Here is a 21,674-nt window from a genome sequence, read left to right as displayed (position 1 = left end):
CTCGCCCGGGGGCGGGACCCACCCACCTCCCCGAATCCCGAGCCTCCCCAGGGCATCGGGATCTCCCCATGCCCACGTCCGGAAGGCCCTGATACCCGATGCCCGAAAAGGAAATCGTCGAATCCATCCGCTTCGGCAACCACCAGCCCCCTTCGGACTACGTTAAAACCGATACGGGCCAACTGGTTACCCCCGAATTCCTGGCCCTCATCCAACAGTCCCTCTCCGGCAAGCTCGCAGAACCCCGCGAGCCCGAACAGCTCGACCCCGAAGTCCGAGCCCTCGCCGAAGAACTCTCGGTAATCCACCTCCCGGAATGGCGAAGCGAGGTAGGCCGAAAACTGGCCGACCCCACCGTAACCAGCATCAAACAAGCCACCCGAGTAGCCGAATACCTCGTAAAGCGCGGCGTCAGAGTCCACCCCGAACTCGAAGAAATCCGCTGGTCCGCCACCCCCGGCGGCCAGCCCGGCGTCTTCGACACCGGCATCCACATCACCAAAGACGCCGAAGGCAACTGGCCCGCCCCAGACCCCGAAGACTTCTACAACCTCGAAGAAATCCAGGTCAAACAAACCGACGAAGGCCTCTGGTCCGCCACCCACCCCCGCGGCCTCGCCTTCGAAGCCCCCACCAAAACCGACGCCTACGCCGGCATCGTCGACGAGCTGCGCCACCGCATCGAACAAGCCCGGCGCTCCCGTGAGGAGTGATCATGGCGATCACTTCGACCGGGACGGATGGCACACCCTCCTGGGTGAGCTCCGCCGCGTGGAATCGCTTGACAGGCAGCGGAATCGCACAGCCGATCAAAGCCCGTGCAACAGGCGGCAGCGGCAATGTCTACAACCACGACGTCAAGGACGGTGCCGCCGCCGTCCAGCTCCTGACACGCATCCGGAACGCCGAGACCCTGACACTGGATTCACTCGCCGCTCCAGCGAAGGCATCGCCGATCGGTCTCCCCGGGCCAGCTCTGCAATCACCTGCCGATCCCGGCGGTCCGGGAGGAACGTCACCCACGAAGCCCGATATCTCGCCCGAGATGGGAATACTCTTCCCCGGACTCAATCCCAACCAGCCTCGACCGAATATCGGTGGACCCGAGGATCTTTGGCCTAAGCCGGAGAAGCCGAGCACAGATCCGAATCCGGTGCCACAGCAACCCGCTGTAGTCCCACAACAGCCGGCGCAGCAACAGGCACCGAATTCGCAACAGCAGGTTCCTCAGTCCGGCCAGCAAGAGGCGGCCTCACATGGCGCGAACCAATCGCAGCCAGTAACTCCTGCGGCGGTTGTCACCCAGCCCGCCGGCGCTGATGAGCACATCTTCGGTCTGCCGGTTATCGGCAGCCATGTGGAGGGCGATACCTGGGAAGAGATCTTGCCCAACGGGATCCGGAGGGTGAACACAATCCCAATCGGGAATGGCACGAACACTGTCGATCAAGTCATCTACAACGCAGATGGCACGATCACCTTCTCGCGTGTGGTCGCGAACGGCCGAGGTGGTTACCAGCGGTGGAACAACGATTCGACCGGAAAGGCTTCCTACCTGGATAAGGAAACTGCCGAAGCGGAAGCATACATTCAATCTTTCCAGCCGGGTAGTTCAACGTCAGGTGCGCCGGACCGCATATCCGGCGCGACTTCGGATTGGTCCGAGCCATACGGAAATTCATACGATTCGAACGGTGTTCTTGTCGGCGCCACCCGAGGACTCCGGAACGAATTTGGCCTGTACAACAACGTTCATACCGATCTGCTCGGGAATAGAAGCCTTACTCTTGTTTCGCCTAATGGTCAGGGCGGTGTCAATTCTCGCCTTGCGATGCAGGTGGATTCTGCTGGCGATGGGTGGTTCATAGACGACAAGAACCGGCAGTGGAGCGTCTTTTCGGACAGCAACCACCAGTTCACGATGCAGCGAATCGAGAAGAATTCTGATGGTGTTCATGCGTACCGCATCAACCACCAAGGCGTAACTACCCACGAATTCACGCCAAAATCGGGAAAGTCCGAAGACTGGTATCGAGATACGACCACCCTTGATGGATACACCAGCCGCCTCCTCGCCAACTTCACGGTCATCAAATTGGACCCGAATGGCAAAGAGATAGAGCGAACCGAGCGCCCTGACGGACTTTCGAACTGGGAGAAAGCGGTTCTAGGTCCGGCCAGTGTAGTTGAAGGTCTCGCAAAGGCTGGGTGGACACTCATTTCGTATCCGGTCCGAAAAGTTCACGATTCCATGCGGGCAATTTCATCAATTCGAGTCACAGACACGGGAGTGATGACCACCTACCAGCCACCGGATCGTGAATCGGAGGTTGTCGCAATCGCGATGGGCACCATCATGCCCGTTGTCGGACTAGTCAAATATACGGCGGGACAAATGACGGACGCGATGGCCGGCCTCAGCTCCATGCGGGTAATGCCCAATGGAAGCATTGGTACGACCTACCAGCCGCCTGGTCGTGCCGGCGAATTGCTTCAGGACGTGACCGGAAGGTCGCGAGAAGTATGGAAGAAGGACCCCTGGGGATCGGCAACTGCCACCGCCACCATGGTCGCTCTCATGTTTGTCGGTCCTAAAGGGCGAAGCGCTCCGCCAAGGCTTGGCACGTCGCTTGATATCGGAGGAGGTATTGCGGGTTCGGGGATTGTCGCTTCGAACGCCGCGACAGCCGCCGCTGCCCGGATGGTGCAAACCGCAGTGCGAACTGTGCAGGCAGGCGGAGCTGCACTGGGCAAAACTACAGCGTCAATGACCAGTTCGGTAAAGGTCGCCGTAAAGGAAGTCTTCCGAGATCGGCCAGGGCCGTCAGGCGGGGTACAGCCGGCCCTGGCCGAAGGCTTTGTCGACATGCTGCTGGGTCGCAGTAACAAAAACTGGCTCGACGGCAAGCTGCTTCTCCCAGAGCAGGCAGGGCCGCGAGCGTCTGGTGATGGTTCAGGCGGAATCATTAACTGGATCCGTCGGCCGGCCAATTTTTCAAGCAGGAGACCTGGCGGTGGACCTGCGTCGAACCCTCCAAACGCAACTGCGTATCCTATCTATACGACGCCCAAGGGAAAGCCGGTTCCCAGGATCGATGTCGCCGACCCGCGCCTTAAGCGGCCGCTGAAAGAGCACAGTAGTGGCGGTGAAAAGTTCTTTGTAGACGCGAATGGAGTACCGCACAAGATTGGAGCAAGGGGCGATAATCCCGATGCCGAAGCAGCTTTCAGCCATTTGAATAATCAGCTCAGGCAGGCTGGTAGGTACTATCACGGCGGTGGTGGCTCGGGGAGTCGCTATTACTTTCAGGCGGATCCGATAATCGACACGGTGAACCCGATCAGGGGTGATGTTCCGAAGGCGGTGATTGCAGATACCGTTACGGGAACCACTGCGGATATGATCCGAGTGACTTGGAAGGACGGCAAGATAGTAGAGGTGCGATCTGTCGATGCAACGGGATCTCCAGTGTTCGGGCCTCTGGGTGACATATTCAATACTATTGATAACAAATTGGCCTTCAATAGAAAATATCAGACTCAAGAAGTGGTCTTTGTGGCTGCCTCGGAAGCGCAGGCTCAGATGGTATTCGCGAACTATGCGAATAATCCGAATGTTCGTGTGATCCATCCGCCTTCGGGTTTCGATAAGTCAGGGCGTTGATTCGAAGTCCTGATACAATCGACTCGTATGAATATCTTTCTAGAAACAATCGACGGGAGTCGGATTCAATGAGCAGATTTGCCGAAGTTATAGTATTGGCCAGGCAGGCTGAAGATGTAATGGCCCCTCTTTCGGCGTCGGATGACTCTCGGCCCTGGAATCAGTCCTTCATTCCCATCGATGATTCGATCTTTTCTGGAGCGGGATTTGAATTTGGTTCAGATGAGTGTTATATGTGGATCATTCAGTTCTACAGAAACAATTGGAGTGGATTGCTGTCCCATCTTGAGTCGCTGCCATGGCCGAATCCGGAGTCTGTCCAGGTTCTGATACATGACGAGAATGACGACTGCTTCGGGCTGTGGATGATCTTTGATGGCAAGCTGGTCGAGGTGCCGCTCCCGCGGACGCATCGCGAGAACTATGCCAGTTCGGTTACGGGCGTCCTGGTCAGAAAGGATCGCGCTCGATAATAGTATTGCTAATTCGACGCTACTCGGTCTACTTGCGACAATATGAATCTAATAGTCAAGGGAATTATTACTGAGAAGAATAGGTGGTTCCCGATATGCTTGAGAAAATCGAGTTCTCTGATATAGAGAAATCTCTGGTCGACTTCCTCGTCGTTCAGATGTCGGCATCGTCTGACACGGCCCAGGTTGTTACCAGAATCCCTGACGTCCGGCCGAAACGGATGGTTCGGGTATCTAGAAACGACCGGAAGGCTCGGATTGATGTCGAGGATCGCGAGGGCCGACGGGGCTCGCAGTTGATTCTCGATCGACCTCGGGTTGTCTTTGAATGTACTGACGACGCCGGTAACGCGGCCGGTCTGGCAGCGCTCGTCCGCGCCATCGTGAACGCAGCCGCCCCCGGCTACATCGGCACCGTCTGGTGCGATCACGTCGAGGATGCCGGCGAAGAGAACGATACCGACCCGGTGACTGCCGCTCCGCGGTACACGATTGTCACCGACTTGATCGTGCGAGGAAAAGTCCTCGCGTGACTCCCCCGAAAACGCGGGAGTAACAACTGAATACACATCCCTAGGGCCTGCGCAACATTCCCAAGGGAGATATGAAAATGGCTCTGCCTTCCAGCAAGTTCATTGGCGCCGGCACCCCGAACATCGCCGTTACCGGTGGTGTTCTGGTCGCTCCGCTGGCTTCCAACCTGCCGACCACTGCGGCCGGTTCCATCGATCCCGCGTTCAAGGCGCTCGGCTATGTGTCCGAGGATGGCATCGAATCGATGGGTGAGCGTCGGATCGAGTCCGTGAAGGACTGGAATGCCGACATCATCGCTCAGCTGCAGACCGAGCACTCGGTGCGGTTCGGTCTGACCCTGTACGCCGTGTGGGACAAGGACGTGCTGAGCGAGGTCTTCGGCCCGGACAACGTCACCACCACGGCTGCCACCTCCACCAATGGTGCGCTGTACACGGTCAAGGAGACCGGTTCGCCGCTGCCGCGTCGTGCCTGGGTGTTCGACATGGTCAACGAGGACAAGAAGCTTCGTATCGTGCTGCCGAACGCCAAGATCACCGCGGTCACCGAGAAGAAGTTCGTTTCTACCGAACTGGCCGGCTTCACCATCACCGTCGAGGCGTTCAAGAACGACCTCGGTGTGAAGGCGTACCGCTACCTCGACGACGGCGTCAAGACCGTCTAATTCCGGCGGCATCTATCCGCCACATCACGATGGGGTCGACCCCGCAATAGGTCGAGCCCTGTCCAACGACGGCTGTAGCCGTTCAAAAACCCCCATCGGCGGCGGGATCTCAATCCTATGCGCAGGCCCGCCCGCCGCCGTTGGGCCTTTTGTCCTCGGCAACGCCTGCGAATGCAATCGATCACCAACTCTTCGAAAGGGTCTGCGTAACAATGACTTCCCCGAAAGCTCCCCTCACGATCGTCACTCCCGCCAAGGTGAAGGAAGACTTCGTCTACCAGGTGAACGGCGTCGAAATCCAGTTGCCGTCGCTGACCTACCTGAAGCCGGGTCTGGTGCGCCGGATCCGACGGCTGGGTGATGTGGACGCGATGTACACGCTGCTGGAGATGGCTGTCACCCCCGAAGCGCTTGCGGCCCTGGACGATATGGATCCGGACGCCTACCACGAGATGCTGGAGGCCTGGCGCGCGCACTCGGGTATCAGCCTGGGGGAATCCTAGGCCTCGATGCTCTGATCGAAGAGCATTGCGAGGCAATCGAATACGACCTGATCACCCGCGGTCTCAGACTGCGACAGCTCGGCGGGGAAACGCTGAGCTGGGGTGATCTCAAGGCCATTGTGAAGTTCCTGCCGCCGGATTCGGCCTTCCAGCGCTCCATGCATCCGGAGGCCGCCCGGTGGCAGTTGGACCAGTACCTACTCGCGGAAATGGCCGACTGTTTGCGCTGGCTGGTGTGGTCGAAGACCGATGACGCCAGGAACGGGCGCAACCGGCCCGAACAGATCGCGCGGCCAGGACTCGAGTCCAATCGCGAGCGGGTCGGCACCGCAATGGGTGTCAACCAGATGAACGAGTTCCTCGGCTGGAGCTGACACGTCCATCGCCGGTGGCCGGGGCACGCGAACAGTCAGCCCAGAAAGTGGATGTGAATTGTGGACAAGCAACGCCCACCGGCAATGACACTGCCGGACATTCTTGCGATGACGACCAGCGGGCGGCCGGGAGCCGGGAAGAAGATCGCACTTCCCAGCGGAGCGGTGTGGGAAGACGGGCCCACAGCGGGAACGTCGCTCATCACCCTGCCTGACGAGGATCCCATTCTCGTCTCCGACGATGGTGCGATCGCGCCCAATGCCATTGTCGGACGGTCGGGTCCGTTCGGTGCGCTCACGCGCGCCTTCGAGGAAGTGCTCGGGCACGTCCCGAGCTTCTTCACCAGCCGGATGGCCTCCGAAGCCCTGAACCTGCTGCGTGGTGTTACGGAACCGGCAGACACCGAGACCGAAACGCGGATTCTCAAAATCAGTTCCAAGACCACGCTGCTCAATCCGGGCAAACGGAAGAGTCGGTCCGGTTCTGTGGACGCGAACATCGTGGAAACTGTTCTCGGCCAGGGTGATTCGGCATCCGAAGATGCTCCCATCCCCATCAGGCGGGCCTACGGTGGACCGATCAGCCTCGAGCCGAAGGCGCTCCTTCCCGATGGCTTGATCACGGGATCGGGAAGCTCCACCGGAGACCAAGTTCTGGTGGCGGCGTCTCCCGGCGAGTACATGATCAAAGCCGCTGCGGCGAAGAACATCATGCCGCTGCTGGATCTGCTCAACTCCGGCTGGGTGCCCTCGGCGCAGTTTCTGACCGGCATGCTGCACGGATTCGGTTCTGCGGGAGCGGCTCCGAGTACCGTGGCTAATCCCGAAGAGTGGCGCAGCCTACTCGGGCAGGGTGTGGTCGCGGATGCGCTGGGGACTCTCGGCACTGCCGCAGTGGATGCGGGCGCTTGGGCCGGCTCCGCCGTGGGTTCGGCCTTGTCGCCATTGTTCGCACCTGGCGGACCGTTGGCCGGAGGGCCAGGCGGTGACTCCGCTCCGTCGGTGCAGAGCCCGCAGACCTCGACCGACTCACCTCTCCCACTCACCGCTTCCATGCAGGCCACTCCTTCCGGAATGCTCGGTACCATTACCGCCCTGACCGGCGGCATGAGCGGCACTGCCGACAATGGTGCCAACGAGCTGGGTTCTCTCGGAGCAGCGTTGGGCTCAGGGATCACCAGTGCCGCAACGGCAGCCGGCGGCCGTGTGGGCGCATTTCTCGGTGACGTGGTCGGGCGAATGCTCGGTCCTGCTGGTGGAATGGCACCCGAAATCGGCGAGCAACTGGGCCGATTGATCGGTTCGCGGTTCGGTGGTGAATTGTCCACCTCGATGACCCTGCAGGCCGAGCTCGGCGGACAGTCGGCGATGGGCCTCGGTGCGGGAACCGGTGGCGGCTCGGGAACGACTGGCGGCGAGGGTATTCCGTCGGTGACCGGTGGCATGCCAGTGGATTCGGGTGACGGATCCGCTCCGGACCCGACTTCCGGCAGCACCGTTGATCCCAGCACGATCGTGACGAAGGCGGGTCCGTCTGCTACGAACGGGCTCGCTGCGGACGATACGAAAACCGCGCATTGGCAATATATTCCGCCCAAGGAGGACGGCAGCACGAACGGCGCGTGGGTGTATATGACACCCGAGCCGAACGTGGACTTGACCGGCTTCCCGAAGGACATGCAGATAGGCGCCCTCGTCGAAGACAAGCCCGGTTCCACGCAGCGCTGGGTGGATACGTCCAAGGGACTGGGCTGGCTCAACGGGACCGGCGGAACCGGTGCACAAGAACTCGGGAGTCCCGGCCATATCTACAACCCGAATGAAGGCAACTTCACCGATCTGGTGTCGCTCGCCGCCAAGGATTGGGGCACCAATGTCGGCAACATGCTCAAGCCGATCCTGGGTGATTCAGCGCCGGACACCCTTGGGAATCTGGCCCAGCAGCTGCTGACTCCGCTCGGACAGGCGTACAGCGACGCTGATCCGAGCAAGACGTGGACCAACACGCTCGGCGCCTGGCTGCAGAAGCTCTTTCCCGATCTCGAGTGGAATCCCACTGGCACCTCGGGCTCCTCGTCGGCGACCGCGTTGAGCAACGAGCAACAGATCGGGGTCAGTGCGTTCTCGTCCGCGATCACGGGCTTGCAACAGCACGGTCTGCTCGGCGGAATCACCGGTGCGATCTCCGGCGCGGCATCAACAGCGGGCAGCGTTGTCGGCTCAGCGATCGGTACGGCGATTGCGCCGTTCGTGGGGCCGCTCGGTCCGGCGATCGGCTCCGTGCTGGGTTCCTTCATCGGCAGCTCGGTGGGCGAGCTGTTCACCCGCCCCATCGAATGGGCCGGAAACACCGTCAAGGAGCTGGTCGGAACCGGTTTCGGTCTGACCGATCTGGCGGATGGTCCGGGCGGGCACACCGTTCGGGGCGATATCTACAACTTCAACGGCATGGACCCGAAGCGCGCGTCGATCGCGACTGAGCGGGTGCGCCGGCGCCGGGCTGTGGCGCAGCAACGCGGAGGAGGTTTCGGGCGATGACCCATCAACTTTTGGAAACCCACGGCACGAAAGTCGTGGTGTGGGATGTCAACGGGCGCGTCTGGCATCTGTCCGGGGTGAATTCTGGGCGGGAGGGCGTGCGGTTGGCGCAGCAGACCGGGTTCATGTTCGCGCCGGTGCAGCTGCTGGTTTCGGAGGGGGCGCGGCAGGACGGCGCGACCTTCATTCGGTCGGTGCGGTCGAAGAAGGAATGGGATTTCCTGATCGTCATCGACGGTGCCGCGAAAGGCGCTGGGGTGGACCCGATTCGGGATTTCCACGCTGTGCATGATGCGTGGTTCCGGGGGTGGTCGACTGATAAGCCGGTGACTGTCGGGTATTACACGCGGCATCAAGGCTGGCGGTTCCAGAAGGCGCAGTTGGATGGTGCGCCGGAACCTGTCGGGGATATCGATCCGGCGCGAAATGCCATGGCGGCGTACAAGATGTCGGCCACGGCCATGGATCCGCTGGAGCATCACTTCGACGAGAACCAGACGTGGACCAATACGACCGCGGTCGGTGAAGGTGTGCTGCGGGTGCGGAATGCGGCTGATCAGCCGGTGTGGCCGCGGTACACGATGAACGGGCCGGGGCGGTGGTCGATTCTGGATCCGGTCGACGGCAGTCAGTCGCGGATGGTGCAGACGCCGATGCTCAGCGCCACGCAGACGCTGCGGATCGATACGCATCCGCGGCATCGCACGGCGACCGTGTTCAACAGTGATGGCACGTCGAAGCCGGTCAATGTGTGGGCGCAGCTGGCGGGCCGGCGGTGGTTGCAGTCGATGGCGCCGTGGAGTTCGACCGAGATCAGGGTCAGGGTGGAGGGCGGTAGCACCGCCTCCAGCATTGTCGCCACGGTGACGCCGCGATCCTCGAGGCCGTTCTGATGAGCGCGTGGGATCCGCACGAAGAAGTGCGGCGGATGGACGAGCTGTTCCTGGACGATCAGGAGCGGGCGCGCAATCCCGATGTGCTGGTTCGGTATTGGAACAAATTCATGGAAGAGGTGGGGGAGGAGCACAGCTACCTCTCGCTCGAGTTCACCTATCCGCGCAATGCGGCCGGCGGTCTGAAAATGATCTGCCCGCGGGACATGGTGCACTTCGACCACCTGTTCAACAATGAGGACGGCGAAGACGCCACCATCCCGATCACGGTGAATACCAAGGGATTCCGGTGGGACGGATACATCACCAAAGCCTCGATCGTCCGGGATGAGAACGGCGTCGAAACCGTCGACATCGAAGCCATTCACGCGTGGAACCACATCGCCACCATCTGCTGCTGGGCTTCGCCCTTCGCGCCGGTGCTGGCGCAGTTCCCCAGGCATCACATCCTTTTCGGGCCGGTCCGCACCCTGGTGACGACCTACCTGACGATGAATCTGATGCGTTTGCAGGCGCCGGGCTGGGCTCCTGAGGACGGCGAGAACACCCCGAAGTGGAATGCCGGAAGCTCCCTGTTCCCGGTCGCCGTGGTTCCGGTCGATCCACTGCACGACACCAGTCGATGGAGCGCGGCCTCCGCACGATTCGATATGGCGGACAAGCTGTTCCAACCCATGCTGGAGGACTCCGGGGTGATGCTCACCGCGCGGTTCTTCCTCCCGGGTGAGGACGCGCAGCCCGCGCCGGAGTACTTCTTCCTGGAGAAGCCCACCGTCGTCCTGGAGACCGTCGACAAGTCCGGCGTTACCGGTAGTACCGGCACGCTGCTGGACGGAATCCAGTCGTGGTTCGAGGAATTCGCCGATGACGGCACCACGCCGAAGCGGTACCCGAACTTCAACTCCACCACCGAATACGAGGCCGTGTACGGGCAGGAAGGCAAGTTCGGCACCACCCAGAACTTCCCGTGGGTGTGGTACTTCGAAGGCGAATACTCCGGTATCGGCGCATCCGAAATCGCCCTGCACAAGCCGACCGCCACCGACATCATCGTCGGCGGCCGTTCGCCCGGCTGGGTGAACGCCGGCATCGAAGTGGTCATCAAGGGCCTGCTGTCGCTCATCGGCCTGGGCTGGCTCTACCGAGGCCAGCTCAACGACGTGTTCCTCGCCTGGATGGTCTACCGGGACATGGAGCGCGCCCGTCGCGCCGGTCCCTACGCCTTCCGCGAGCTGTACATCACCGGCAGTGACAAGGCGTTCAACCTCGACGGCCTGGTCGCCGCCCGGCAGGGCCTGCACCTGACCCGCGGCTACACCAGCCACAAGGTGACCATCGAGGACAACGCCCCCTACCTGCTCGGCCGCGACTACGGCCTCGGCGATCAGATCGGATTCGCGGTCGGCCCACACGTTTTCACCGACTACGTGACCGAACTGACCTTCACCGACGATCGCCAGACCCCGGCCGTCTGGCAGATCACCGTCGGCGACGGCTCCGACGAAGAGGACTCGGTCGTCAAAGCGTGGCAGCGACTCGGCCGATTCGCCTCTGCCATCAAGGATTTGGCCACCGACGTCGGCGCAGACCTGGATCTGCTTATCTTCTGACTCGCCTATCGAGGAGTGAAAAACTATGGCGGATACCAGTTTTCCCGCCCGCCTCACCGCCCGGCGTGAGCTCGACACGACCGGGGTTCCCATTCTGACCGCGACCGTCGAGCTCGCCGACGAGATCGCCGACCTGGAACTTCCCGCCGGACCGGCAGGCGAACAGGGGCGGCGTGGCCGTCCCCGCACCACTTTCAAGAAGATCGGCGAGATCCCGAATGCGGCCGCCCGGCCGACCGGTTTGGGCGCCGAGGACCGTGGCTCGTGGTGGCATCGGCTCGACGACGACGGCATGGATGTCTGGACCGGGACGGCCTGGCAGCATTCACCGGCCGCGGTGGGCCCGCGCGGGCCGATCGCCACGCCGAACTCGTTCACCGTCGCCCCGGCCGTCCACAAGGACAACCTGACCGAACCGGCGGTCGACCTCGACGGCTCGGGCGCCGCGCAGACCGTGAAAGTGACTGTGCCCGCAGGTCTTCGAGGACCGAAGGGTCCCGCCGGTGCGTCGGGCCGGATCACCGACTCGCCCGATTACGAAGTGACGCGAGGCCCGTCGCACGGCGGTGTCTTCTCGTATGACCGGGCCAACCGGAAGTTCCGGTCCGCGCCCGCACCATTGGGCACCGGGCCGTGGTCCTGGTTCCAGGAAGATTTCAATGGCGAACAGGTCGTCGCGGCGAGCCGGCTCGAGGGCGGTACCTTCACCATTCCCGCGCAGCCTTTCGCCTGGCGGCCACTGGTGTACGGCCACTTCTACGCCTATTCGGAGGTCAGCGGTCAGCAGGCCGCGGAAGTGACTGTGCGCCTAACCAATTCGCAGGGCGCGATTGTCGCCACCACCGCTGCCTCGGCCGGGGCCTGGCTCTATATGCCACTCCTACCGTGCTATCGCGACGGTGCCTCGACCCGAGCGCTGTCGCCGAGCTCGGATTTCGCCGTGGTCCCCGCGGGACAGACGGCGAATCTCGTTGTCGGGGTGGAGCGCACCAATGGTGGCGGCGCGAAGATCGGGCTCCACAATTCCGGCGCCTCGCTGGTCGTATTTGCCGAACCCGTCGAATGAGGTGAGATGTCAACCGTAGGCGAATATTTCGCATCAACACTGATTCGCGGTATCGATGAGGGAATCGGTACTCGCGGTGTCCTGCAGTCCATGCAGGGCACGCCGCGCGACGGGGCGCTGGAGCTGATGACCGGCGTCACCGGTCCCGCCGGCCCCGCCGGAGAGGCGGCTCGGCCCTTCCGCTGGGAGGGCGATATCGCCGACCAGGCCGCGCTGACCGCCCTGGCGGGCAGGCTGACGCTCGCGCACGCGGGCAAGGCGTGGCGGGTCCGCGCCACCGGTGCGCTGGTGTACTGGAACGGAACCGGATTCGATTCCTTCACAGAGGCGTTCGGTGCCGCCGGACCGGACGGGGAAACGTGCACCGTAACCATCGGCACCGTCGAAACCGGCCCGGTGGGCTCGGAACTGCAGGTCACTGTCACCGGTACCGCACCGAACCTGACGTTGAACCTGACCGTTCCGCGCGGCATCAAAGGCCGCAAGGGCGAGCCGGGCGGGCCGGGTCCCATCCGGCAGGCGCCCGACTACGCGGATGGTCCACACCAGGATCGGGCAGTGCCGGTGTGGGATGCCGCAGCCGGGAAGTGGAAGCCGCGCGCCTACCCAGGACTGCGCGGTCCGTGGTCGGTGGTGGAGAACAAGGCGTGGGATGGCGGCACCGCATTCGCGCCGAGCGAATCGAATATCTCCTCTGCCACCAAAATCATTGCACAACTGCGTATTCCTGCTCAGGACGCCGCGTGGCGGCCGATCGTCACCGGTGGCGTGATGATCCGCACCGTCGAGAACTGGAATGAATTCACCACCAGGGTCGACGCCGAGGTTCGCATCGGCTCGGATTCGGGGGCCTACGTCGGTCTCGGCGCGGGATTCCCGAGCGGCGCCTACACTCGCGCCCGGATCCAGCCCTTCTACGGGACTCGCGGGCTGACTCCGGCCTCCACCGTGGGTGTGGTGCCGGCCGGCCAGCCCGTGACGCTGGTCCTCGTCCTGCGCCGCAACGCGGGCAGCGCCAACTATGACTACGCCATGGGGAGCTCGTATCTCCTGTGCCAGGCCCGGCCGGTGGAGGCATCGTGACCATCGAAAACAATGAGAACACAGTCGTTTACGCCGACGACGTCATGATCACCATGCGCGGTGTGGCCGATTCGGTCGGACTTCCGTACACGGTGAACCCTTTCGACATCGTCGACCGCGAGGCGCTGATCGAGCTGCGCGAGGGACCGGCCGGACCCATTGGGGCAGAAGGCGATCCGGCCTGGCCGTGGGTGTGGCAGGGTGACGTCGCCGACGTGACGGCATTGACCGCGCTCAATCTCACCACCGCGGATGCCCGCAAGGCCTGGCGTGTGGTCGCGGCCAATGCGATCTACTACTGGACCGGAATGGAGTTCATCGCTTTCGAAGACGCCTTCAAAGCGAAGGGCCGCCGGGGAGCACCGAATGCTCTGACCGCATCGGCGGTCGCAGCTGCGGCCGGATCGGCTGCCAGTGCCCGGATCACGGGCACAGCGCCCGGACAGCACCTCGAACTGACCATTCCCCGCGGTGAGACCGGGGACACCGGTGACGCGGGTGCGGCCGGCCGCATCCAGGACTCCGCCGACGTACTGATCGACAGCACACAACCGCTCGGCGACGATCACATTCTCGCCTGGAATGCCGCGGCGCAAAAGTTCCGGCCCGTGTCCAACCCGCGACCGCACGGGCCGTGGGTGATCGGGGCCGATCAGTTCCTCTCGGCTCAGGATCTCAAAGAGCCGCTGAAAGTCATTGCGGTGCTGACGATCCCGGCGCAGCCCGCGGCCTGGCGTCCGTGGGTGGAAGGCGTCGCGATCATCTCCTCGGAACCGACCAAGTGTGATGTCGAGGTGCGGATCGGCGGTCCGGACGGTGAAATGGTCGGATACGGATGGGGGCACCGGGTCGCCCGCATGGGCTATGTGACCATCACCCCCACGTTCCGGGATCCCATGCAGCCGGGTTCGGCCCAGGGCATCGTCCCCGCGAATCAGACCATCACCCTCTACGTGGTGGTCCGGCGGACCGAAGGCGACGGCACCTACACCGTTCGCGACAACTACTCCTACCTGCAGGTCCGAGCGCTCCCGATCTGATCGACCGCGCCCGATCGCATTCCATCACCCCGAAAAGGACGTGATCCCGCGATGACATCGCCGAATACGGGCGGATACCCCGTGTCGTTTCCCCCCGACTCCACCGCACCGGACGACTCCGGAACAACGCCGTACTGGGCCACCGAGCGTTCCGGATACCCCGGCGCCGCTCCCGCCCCCGATCCGTCGCCGGCCGAACCCGACCCGAACATCCGGATCATCGTCGAAGGGGCGGTGGTCGCCACCGGCCCCGCCAACGATGCGCAGGCCGTGAGCCTGACCGCGAGCACCAGCTTCGCGGTCACGGCCGGCCAGACGTTCACCGTGCAGCTCCCTCCCGCGCCCGCTGCATCCTGATCTCTACGAAAGGCATTGATCCATGGCTGATCTGCCCCCGCTGAAGTACGGCAAGGTCGTCGGACGCTATCTCGCGAACACCGCCGACGGCCCCGACATCGATGACCTGCCCGAGTTCCCGCCGCTCGCAGGCACTGTCACTTTCACCGCGGACGCCCCGAAAATCCTTGTCGCAGGCGCACAACCGGCACCCGCCACCTACGTGCAGCTGCCCGAGCACTACGTGTGCGAGCTCGACGAGTTCGGCTATCTGACGTGGCGCGGCAAGCGCGGCATCCGGCTCGTAGCGCCTGGCAACGACACCAATCCGAAGGATTGGACCTGGCGGGTGTCCTTCGACCTCAACTTCGACGGTCAGCCGATTCCATTGGAGCCGTTCAGTTTCGCGGTCCCGGAATACATCGCCGGTCCGGACCCGGCCAATCCCGATGCCGGGTCGACCGGCCTGGTCGATCTCACCCTCGTCTCGCCCGTGCCCGCCACTCCCGGCAATGCGGTTGTGCGCGGTGAGCGTGGCGCCGGGCTGCAGATCGACGGCCAGGCCGCCACCTACGCGCAGCTGCCCGCGACCGCGGCCGACGGTGCGCAGTACGTTGTGAAAGCCGATGGCCTGCTTTATGTTTACCGCGCAACGGCCGGTGGATGGACGCCCAATGGTCAGGGCATCGTCATTCGTGGGCCCGCCGGCACCACCGACTGGACCGGCATCACCGGTAAGCCCACAACGTTCGCGCCGACCATCGGCAGCACGGCCACCACCGCCGTCGCGGGCGACGATCCGCGCCTCTCGGACGCGCGTACCCCGACAGCCCATACACACACGGCCGCAGGGATTTCCGATTCGACCGCGACCGGCCGCGCGCTGCTGACCGCATCCGATGCCGCCGCCGCGCGCACCACCCTCGCCGCCGTCGCCACCTCTGACGCGCGCCTGACCGACGCTCGTACACCGACGGCCGCAGGGCAGGTCTACGACATCGCGTTCAAGTCGCACACCGGAAATCGGGCGACCGGTCCCGGAAATGTGATGCCCGAGGGCCTGCGCATCGAGCGCAACCTCACCATCAGTTCGATCACCTACCGCGGCGAGACCGCGGGGACCGGCAACCTCGTTGTCGAGCTGCGGCGAAACGGCACGGCGATCGCGGGCACCGCCGCCACCATCGCCGCCGCCAACCACGCCCTCGATACGACGGTAACCGCCGGTGGCCCTTGGTCTTTCGCGGCGGGCGAACGAATCACCGTCCATGTCACCACTGCGGACAATCCGGCGGGCAAGGGACTCCAGGCGAGCCTGAAGGGCGTGACTGCCTGATGTCCCTTCTGTTCATCGGCGGCGGAGAATCTCTCGGACCTTCGGTGATGAAGAAGGACAACACCGCCTGGGCGGGCATGGACACCTCCTGGAAGACCATCACCGGATGGATCGCCGACCCGCAGTACCCGGGGTCGGCGGTGTCCGGGGACGGGCTGGTCGTCCAGAACGGCAAGGTCGGTGCCACCGTGGAGGCGTCGGTGCCGTTCACCGGGCACGCGACCCTCGATTCCGATGTCACGCTGCGGCTGATGGTCAACAACACCACCGTGGCCGTCACCGGAGTCGCGAAGACCTGCCCCGAGGTGGTCACGACAACGGTGACTGCATCCGGCACGTACACGGTGGCAACCGGCGATGTCCTCACCCTGCAGGTGCAGGGTGAGTGGTCGTTCGCCTCCCAGAACCCGACCATCGCCGCCGGTGCCGCCGCCTATGTCCGCATCACCTGATCATTCGTCGCCCACCACCGAAAGGAACGCCTGATGCCGCACCTGTTCATCAGCGGCCAGTACTTCCTGGCCTCGGGAATGACCAAGAACGGCACCCGAAAAATGACCGCCGCCATGACCGAGGTCCCCGACTGGACCGCCGACACCGCCGGATATCCCGGTTCGGTGCTCGTCGGTAATGCCCTCAAGGTTCAGGGCGCGAAAGCCGGTGCCTCACTGGTCGCGAACGTGACCTTCGCCGGCGGCTCCAGCAACCCGTCCCAGCAGGCCCAACTGATGGTCAACGGGGTGCAGGTCGCGACGTCGGGGCCGGTGAGCGGCACCTCGGGTGTCCTGATCATCTCCGGCACAGCGGATCTCAAGGACGGCGACCTCATCACCGTCCAGGCCCAGTGCACCGCCTCGTTCTCCGGCTGGGAATCGACCATCCAGGCCGGAACCGGCACCTTCGTCCGAATCAGCTGAACCGCAGGAGGTTTCACCATGTCATGGACAGGTGACCCCATCTGGCTCGCGGACATCCTGCGCGAAGCGGGCCTGCGAGTCATCGAACACGAGGGCTGGCGCGCCCGCGGCCACGGCGACTTCGCCGACATCCGCGGCGTGCTCTGCCACCACACCGCGGGCGGCGGCGAAAACGACTGGCGAATAGTCCAGTACGGACGCCCAGACCTCGAAGGCCCACTGGCCCAGCTGGTCCTGGAACGAGACGGCACCTACCGTGTCATCGCCGCCGGCGTCTGCTGGCACGCCGGCCGCGGCTCCTGGCCCGGCTGGCCTGCCAACAACGCCAACTACCACACCATCGGCATCGAGGCCGTCTCCCGAGGAGACGGAACCGACTGGACCCCAGCACAACTCGACGCCTACAAACGCGGCTGCGCGGCCATCCTGCGCCGCCTCGACCGCACCGCCGCCGACTGCGTCGCCCACCGCGAATACAGCACCGAAGGCAAGATCGACCCCGCCGGCATCGACATGGCCGCCTTCCGCCGCGATGTCCAGGCCCTCATCGACGAAGAGGACGCACCCATGAGCGCAGCAGAAGTCAAACAAATCCAAGATTTCATCGCCGGTTTCTGCGGCCCGATCGGCAGTGACGTGAAGGACATCCGCGAACAGCTCTGCGGCCAATCCCAGCGCGACACAGGCGAATACGCCGGCTGGCCGCAACTGGACAACCTCACCGTGGTCGACGCCCTGGCCGACATCCGCACCCGCCTCGCCCGCCTGGAGCGATAGGGGTCCACCATGGCCACCACGAGATCACAGCCGGTTCCCGCCTGGAGCCCCGGAAAACCCGCTGCATCCTCCAACGCCTCGGTCCGTGCTGGCAAGGGCGGCAACACCTACACCTTCAACAACGTAGGTGACAGGACCACTGCCATGCGTATCGCCCGCATCAACAAAGGGATTCGCATGAAGGAAAGCGCCAGAGCACTTTCCAAGAAGTCGTAATACGCAACGTCACCCGCTGACCTCAGTCGTCGGCACCCGTTCCAGATCCCCATCCCGCACCGGGATGGGGATTTTTTATGCCCGGATTCGAAAGGCGGACGAGGTCCAATGCCGAGTTCTCCGACCGAGAAACTTGCCGCACCCGCCTGGGTTTCTAGGCAGGGCGGATGGCTGTCCAGTCTGAAACCAGATGGCGTAGAAGGCAATTCCGCAGCAGGCGGTCAAATCATCAATCACGACGGACAGACCGCAGCGTCTGTGGTGCAGACGTACGCGCGAGTCCGCAACGTCCAATCCCTGAGGGCCGGCGTCTCCGAAATCTCGCGCCAGGCATCTCCTGTCAGCGGTCCGTCCATGTACTACGACGGCATCCCGGCCGCCCCGAGCGAGCCAGTACCCGCACAGGATCCATTGCCTGCACCCCCGACTCAACCATCGACGCACCAGCAACCACAGGTTGCCAAGCCGATCGACGGACCGTTGCCATCGCAGCCGAATCCGGCTCCGGCTCCGGCTCAACCGAATATGCCGGAAGTGCAGCCGGTCGACCAGAAACCGAAGCAGGACGGTCCAATTCCCGCTTCGCCAGGTCAGCAGGCGCAGCCGGTGGTTCCGGCGCCAGCCCCGGTGGCGGTTCCCGCCGAAGGTCAGCCCTGGCAGAGCGCCCCGAACACGACGAGCGAGGTCGTTGTCGGCAGTGGCGGGCAAACGATCGACAGCACGGTGCAGACCGAGAACGGGCCGGTCGAGGTTCGCGCCAGGGCCGAGGCGGACGGCACGTACGTCTGGACTGCCTTCCCTGATGGTTCGCATTCATTCACGTTCATTCCCGCGGGCGGCACCAACCAGACCACCTACACGGTGCCGCCCGGTGGCGATCCGGCGACCGGCGCTACCTCGGTAACGATCGGAGACGGCAAAGGCAACTGGGTCACCGACGGCGTGAGTCCGGATGGGACACCGGTACGCACAGTCGTAGAGAAGCAACCTGACGGCGTCACCTATCACGAGACCACGATCACGCCGGGTGGCTCTGCTACCAAGGCATACCGCCCGGGAAACCCGGAATTCAGTACGCCATGGGTGGTCCGCGAGCTGGACAGCAACGGTTACGGGTACGAGCTCGACGATCGCGGTCGCTGGGAAATTTCACCCGGCGCCGATGGAAAGAGCCTCTACACGATGCTCGATTCGTCCGGAAATACGATCGCGACCGAAGAGTTCGCGCGGAATGGCGACCTGCTCTCCTTCTCTTCTGCCAATCCCGACCAGAGAATTGTCGGCATGTCTTTGGCGGATGCCCGCTCGAAGGCCAGAGACGACTTCAACAAGTATTTCACATCCAAGTATACGACAATGAGCCCCGACAAATTGAAGGATGATCCGGGGCTTTTTGCGAGAGCGCAGTTGATCAAGGTTCTGGATTCTCTGAATGCCGATCCGAATGCTCTGGTCACCATAGTCCATGACGGAAAGAACAACCTCGTCATGGCATCGTTCGCGGGTCCGAATCAGGTCGAACGCGTATCCATACCGCTGGAGAAACTGGGTCAGACGCTCGTTTTCGACCGGCACCCTGATGGGCAGATCACAGACCTCGACGGCAACAAGATGGTTTTCGTCGACGGTGTCATTCTCCGGTTCACAAAATCTGGAGAGTTTATTCTGCCGCCGGACGTCGGTACGGGTATAGCGCATACAAGCAATCGAGATTATGCAGATGGTTCTGTGCGGGACAGGAAAGTCCAGTGGGCAGATTCCACCCTGTACGACTATAAGGAAATACCGGTTCCTGCGGGTGCGCCGAACAACTACAAATACTACAAGGTGGCGGGTGACCGCGGTCTTCTCGTCGGCGACGCAAACCATATGTGGTGGGCAACCCGACCCGGCGAAATGCTGACCATCGGCGACCACTTGTGGCGCACGGCTCTCGATGTCGCGTTGATAGTGGGCCCGAGTATCGCCGGCCGGGCAATCAGCGGTGCCATCGGGGCACTCAGGGCAGCTCCCAGGATCCGAGTCGGCGACTTCTTCCAATCCGCGGCAACTCCACCAGTCGGATCTCTCCCGACGCGAATGGTGCCCGGTTCCGCCGCACCGGCCGTAGCGTTGCCGGCGGCGCCGAAGCCCGCGGTACCAGCAACGTCGAAAGGTATTGCGGGACAGCCGCGTTCGATCGCTTTCTGGCCGCATGCGCGTGAGGCAACCACCGTGCCCCCCGCCATCATGCGCGGATTGAAAAGTGGCCCAGCCGTTTCCGCTGCGAGCTCGCACACGATGTTCCCTCGTCTCGGACAGGTCGGCGCACCGGCACCGCACATGCCCACCCAGGTTCCGGCTGCGGCCCGCACCAACAGCTTGGTGCGTACAGACGCGAGTATCGCCGCGCAGGTTAGGAAGGTCATCTTCGAGGCTGAGGTGACCACGATGATCGCAGCCGCCGACCGTCAAGCGGTGACGGCGGTCAGCCGTTCCGGAGGGCAGGTTGTCAGGGCGAGCACTCCAAATGGTGCCGGCGGAGCGGGTATGCCGCGCGGTTCGGCCGGTTCTCCGGCGAATGTTGGAGGTGCGGGAAACCCGCGTGGTTCGGGCGGTTCCGGCACCTCCGGTCCCCCAGGTAAAGGGCCGGGCGGTCATGGGAGCGGTCGTTTTGACCCGGAGGACCCCGGTGGGATCGCGGAGGCCCTCATTCTGGGCGAGCGTCCCGCGTCAAGTGTGCCGCCGGGATTGCGAACTGAGGTCGCCGATCAACTGGCTCAGCGCTCGGGGGTACCTGGTGAGGCATTGGAGCATGTTCTATTCGGTGAGGTAAAAGGCGCTATGCCACAAGGCTGGCATCTGCTGGACGAGGCCATGCCCGACCGTGCGATCATGCCTCGCACACTCCGAACCCGCCCAGATGGCGCAGTCAATGCGAAGGTGACCATGCGCGATGGAACTGGCCAATGGCTGGAAAAGGCGGGTATCACCCATACCTTCTTCCCTCGGGGCTGGACGGTGCAGGATGTAGTTGAGGCCGGTCGCCTTCTTTTGGAGGCGACGCCGAAGCGTGGCAAGGTCAAGGTTGTTTACAAAGGTGTAAGAGTTGTTGGTCTGCTTGCAAGAGGCAAGCTGTCGACCTTCTTTCCTGGAGGATGAATCATATGTCGGATGAGTTGCGTGGATGGATATTTCATTTCGACGAGGACGGATTTGTCATTGCCGAGAATGAAGGTTATTCGCAGGAGATTCTCTTCGCTCTATCGGATTTCTTCGATGATATGCACGACCTGGATACGGTGCAGATCATGATGGGTGATTGGAAGGGGATCAAAGCTGCATACCCGGAAAATCCGGTGGGGTTGGCGTTCAACGCAACCCACGTCTATCTCAGCGATGTCGACACGGTTACAGTGGCGTCGCTGTATGAGCAGTTCGATGCGGTCACTCTGCCTGAGATTGAATTCATGCAGGCGCTAACGGACTTTCGCGATTTCCTCCAGACGTAGGAAGCTGGTCGAATCTTCGTGTTGAATGACAGGGTCGAGTACAGTTGGATAGATAAATAGATGGCAGTCTCGCCGATGAGATTCCGTGGCGGCTGACCGAGTTTCGGTTGATGGAAGACGGCGGGTTGGGTTCGAGGCGTTCGATGCTGCGGGTGCCGG

20 protein-coding genes are annotated in these 21,674 nt (G+C 63.0%); all 20 read left to right on the top strand.

The annotated features are described in order from the left end of the window. Positions 1-98 precede the first annotated feature (98 nt). Positions 99-713 carry a hypothetical protein gene (locus H0264_RS38150; protein WP_181582036.1) on the top strand — a complete coding sequence of 205 codons (615 nt, stop codon included), beginning with the start codon at positions 99-101 and terminating at the stop codon, positions 711-713. Then, positions 710-3,664 (top strand): hypothetical protein, encoded by a 2,955-nt coding sequence (locus H0264_RS38145; protein WP_181582035.1) that lies wholly within the window; start codon positions 710-712, stop codon positions 3,662-3,664. The genes H0264_RS38150 and H0264_RS38145 overlap by 4 nt, the downstream gene beginning before the upstream one ends. Before the next feature lie 568 nt (positions 3,665-4,232). Next, entirely contained in the window at positions 4,233-4,670 is a 438-nt protein-coding gene (locus H0264_RS38140; RefSeq protein ID WP_181582034.1) for a hypothetical protein, read from the top strand. Positions 4,671-4,747: 77 nt separating this feature from the next. Further along, positions 4,748-5,335: a phage tail tube protein gene (locus H0264_RS38135; protein ID WP_181582033.1), complete on the top strand. Its 588-nt coding sequence runs from the start codon at positions 4,748-4,750 to the stop codon at positions 5,333-5,335. A 212-nt stretch (positions 5,336-5,547) separates the two neighbouring features. Beyond that, positions 5,548-5,838, top strand: a complete 291-nt coding sequence (locus tag H0264_RS38130; RefSeq protein ID WP_181582032.1) for a hypothetical protein — start codon at positions 5,548-5,550, stop codon at positions 5,836-5,838. A gap of 119 nt (positions 5,839-5,957) precedes the next feature. Next, on the top strand, positions 5,958-6,212 hold the full coding sequence (locus H0264_RS38125; RefSeq protein WP_181582031.1) for a DUF5361 domain-containing protein: 255 nt from the start codon (positions 5,958-5,960) through the stop codon (positions 6,210-6,212). A 60-nt stretch (positions 6,213-6,272) separates the two neighbouring features. Then, a complete protein-coding gene (locus H0264_RS38120) occupies positions 6,273-8,750 on the top strand; it encodes a hypothetical protein (RefSeq protein WP_181582030.1) in 2,478 nt (825 codons plus the stop codon). Next, positions 8,747-9,643 carry a phage tail protein gene (locus tag H0264_RS38115; protein WP_220139923.1) on the top strand — a complete coding sequence of 299 codons (897 nt, stop codon included), beginning with the start codon at positions 8,747-8,749 and terminating at the stop codon, positions 9,641-9,643. The genes H0264_RS38120 and H0264_RS38115 overlap by 4 nt, the downstream gene beginning before the upstream one ends. Next, positions 9,643-11,253: a Gp37-like protein gene (locus H0264_RS38110; RefSeq protein ID WP_231083681.1), complete on the top strand. Its 1,611-nt coding sequence runs from the start codon at positions 9,643-9,645 to the stop codon at positions 11,251-11,253. The genes H0264_RS38115 and H0264_RS38110 overlap by 1 nt, the downstream gene beginning before the upstream one ends. A 25-nt stretch (positions 11,254-11,278) precedes the next feature. Further along, entirely contained in the window at positions 11,279-12,319 is a 1,041-nt protein-coding gene (locus H0264_RS38105; protein ID WP_181582029.1) for a hypothetical protein, read from the top strand. A gap of 6 nt (positions 12,320-12,325) precedes the next feature. Beyond that, positions 12,326-13,402: a hypothetical protein gene (locus H0264_RS38100; protein WP_181582028.1), complete on the top strand. Its 1,077-nt coding sequence runs from the start codon at positions 12,326-12,328 to the stop codon at positions 13,400-13,402. Beyond that, positions 13,399-14,442 (top strand): hypothetical protein, encoded by a 1,044-nt coding sequence (locus H0264_RS38095; protein WP_181582027.1) that lies wholly within the window; start codon positions 13,399-13,401, stop codon positions 14,440-14,442. The genes H0264_RS38100 and H0264_RS38095 overlap by 4 nt, the downstream gene beginning before the upstream one ends. 81 nt (positions 14,443-14,523) lie before the next feature. Beyond that, positions 14,524-14,799 (top strand): hypothetical protein, encoded by a 276-nt coding sequence (locus H0264_RS38090; RefSeq protein WP_181582026.1) that lies wholly within the window; start codon positions 14,524-14,526, stop codon positions 14,797-14,799. A 22-nt stretch (positions 14,800-14,821) separates the two neighbouring features. Further along, complete coding sequence (locus tag H0264_RS38085) at positions 14,822-16,114, top strand: hypothetical protein (protein ID WP_181582025.1); 1,293 nt, start codon at positions 14,822-14,824, stop codon at positions 16,112-16,114. A 47-nt stretch (positions 16,115-16,161) separates the two neighbouring features. Then, entirely contained in the window at positions 16,162-16,566 is a 405-nt protein-coding gene (locus H0264_RS38080) for a hypothetical protein (protein ID WP_181582024.1), read from the top strand. A 33-nt stretch (positions 16,567-16,599) separates the two neighbouring features. Further along, complete coding sequence (locus H0264_RS38075) at positions 16,600-17,031, top strand: hypothetical protein (RefSeq protein ID WP_181582023.1); 432 nt, start codon at positions 16,600-16,602, stop codon at positions 17,029-17,031. 18 nt (positions 17,032-17,049) lie between these two features. Next, positions 17,050-17,808 (top strand): peptidoglycan recognition protein family protein, encoded by a 759-nt coding sequence (locus H0264_RS38070; protein ID WP_220139922.1) that lies wholly within the window; start codon positions 17,050-17,052, stop codon positions 17,806-17,808. Between the two features lie 9 nt (positions 17,809-17,817). Continuing rightward, positions 17,818-18,024: a hypothetical protein gene (locus H0264_RS38065; protein ID WP_181582022.1), complete on the top strand. Its 207-nt coding sequence runs from the start codon at positions 17,818-17,820 to the stop codon at positions 18,022-18,024. A 108-nt stretch (positions 18,025-18,132) separates the two neighbouring features. Next, a complete protein-coding gene (locus tag H0264_RS38060; protein WP_181582021.1) occupies positions 18,133-21,165 on the top strand; it encodes an EndoU domain-containing protein in 3,033 nt (1,010 codons plus the stop codon). Between the two features lie 5 nt (positions 21,166-21,170). Beyond that, complete coding sequence (locus tag H0264_RS38055; RefSeq protein WP_181582020.1) at positions 21,171-21,515, top strand: hypothetical protein; 345 nt, start codon at positions 21,171-21,173, stop codon at positions 21,513-21,515. Positions 21,516-21,674: the final 159 nt, after the last annotated feature.

Origin of the sequence: Nocardia huaxiensis, from assembly GCF_013744875.1 — a bacterium.
Classification (GTDB): Bacteria; Actinomycetota; Actinomycetes; order Mycobacteriales; family Mycobacteriaceae; genus Nocardia; species Nocardia huaxiensis.
Note: the sequence above shows the minus strand (reverse complement) of the source record. Positions and strands in the feature narration are given on the sequence as shown.

Excerpts from the sequence above, each read along its gene's own strand:
- H0264_RS38060 (WP_181582021.1), top strand. The coding sequence starts at position 18,133 with ATGCCGAGTTCTCCGACCGAGAAACTTGCCGCACCCGCCTGGGTTTCT.
- H0264_RS38065 (WP_181582022.1), top strand. The coding sequence starts at position 17,818 with ATGGCCACCACGAGATCACAGCCGGTTCCCGCCTGGAGCCCCGGAAAA.
- H0264_RS38105 (WP_181582029.1), top strand. The coding sequence starts at position 11,279 with ATGGCGGATACCAGTTTTCCCGCCCGCCTCACCGCCCGGCGTGAGCTC.
- H0264_RS38100 (WP_181582028.1), top strand. The coding sequence starts at position 12,326 with ATGTCAACCGTAGGCGAATATTTCGCATCAACACTGATTCGCGGTATC.
- H0264_RS38115 (WP_220139923.1), top strand. The coding sequence starts at position 8,747 with ATGACCCATCAACTTTTGGAAACCCACGGCACGAAAGTCGTGGTGTGG.
- H0264_RS38080 (WP_181582024.1), top strand. The coding sequence starts at position 16,162 with ATGAAGAAGGACAACACCGCCTGGGCGGGCATGGACACCTCCTGGAAG.
- H0264_RS38130 (WP_181582032.1), top strand. The coding sequence starts at position 5,548 with ATGACTTCCCCGAAAGCTCCCCTCACGATCGTCACTCCCGCCAAGGTG.
- H0264_RS38135 (WP_181582033.1), top strand. The coding sequence starts at position 4,748 with ATGGCTCTGCCTTCCAGCAAGTTCATTGGCGCCGGCACCCCGAACATC.
- H0264_RS38110 (WP_231083681.1), top strand. The coding sequence starts at position 9,643 with ATGAGCGCGTGGGATCCGCACGAAGAAGTGCGGCGGATGGACGAGCTG.
- H0264_RS38070 (WP_220139922.1), top strand. The coding sequence starts at position 17,050 with ATGTCATGGACAGGTGACCCCATCTGGCTCGCGGACATCCTGCGCGAA.
- H0264_RS38140 (WP_181582034.1), top strand. The coding sequence starts at position 4,233 with ATGCTTGAGAAAATCGAGTTCTCTGATATAGAGAAATCTCTGGTCGAC.
- H0264_RS38075 (WP_181582023.1), top strand. The coding sequence starts at position 16,600 with ATGCCGCACCTGTTCATCAGCGGCCAGTACTTCCTGGCCTCGGGAATG.
- H0264_RS38150 (WP_181582036.1), top strand. The coding sequence starts at position 99 with ATGCCCGAAAAGGAAATCGTCGAATCCATCCGCTTCGGCAACCACCAG.
- H0264_RS38085 (WP_181582025.1), top strand. The coding sequence starts at position 14,822 with ATGGCTGATCTGCCCCCGCTGAAGTACGGCAAGGTCGTCGGACGCTAT.
- H0264_RS38055 (WP_181582020.1), top strand. The coding sequence starts at position 21,171 with ATGTCGGATGAGTTGCGTGGATGGATATTTCATTTCGACGAGGACGGA.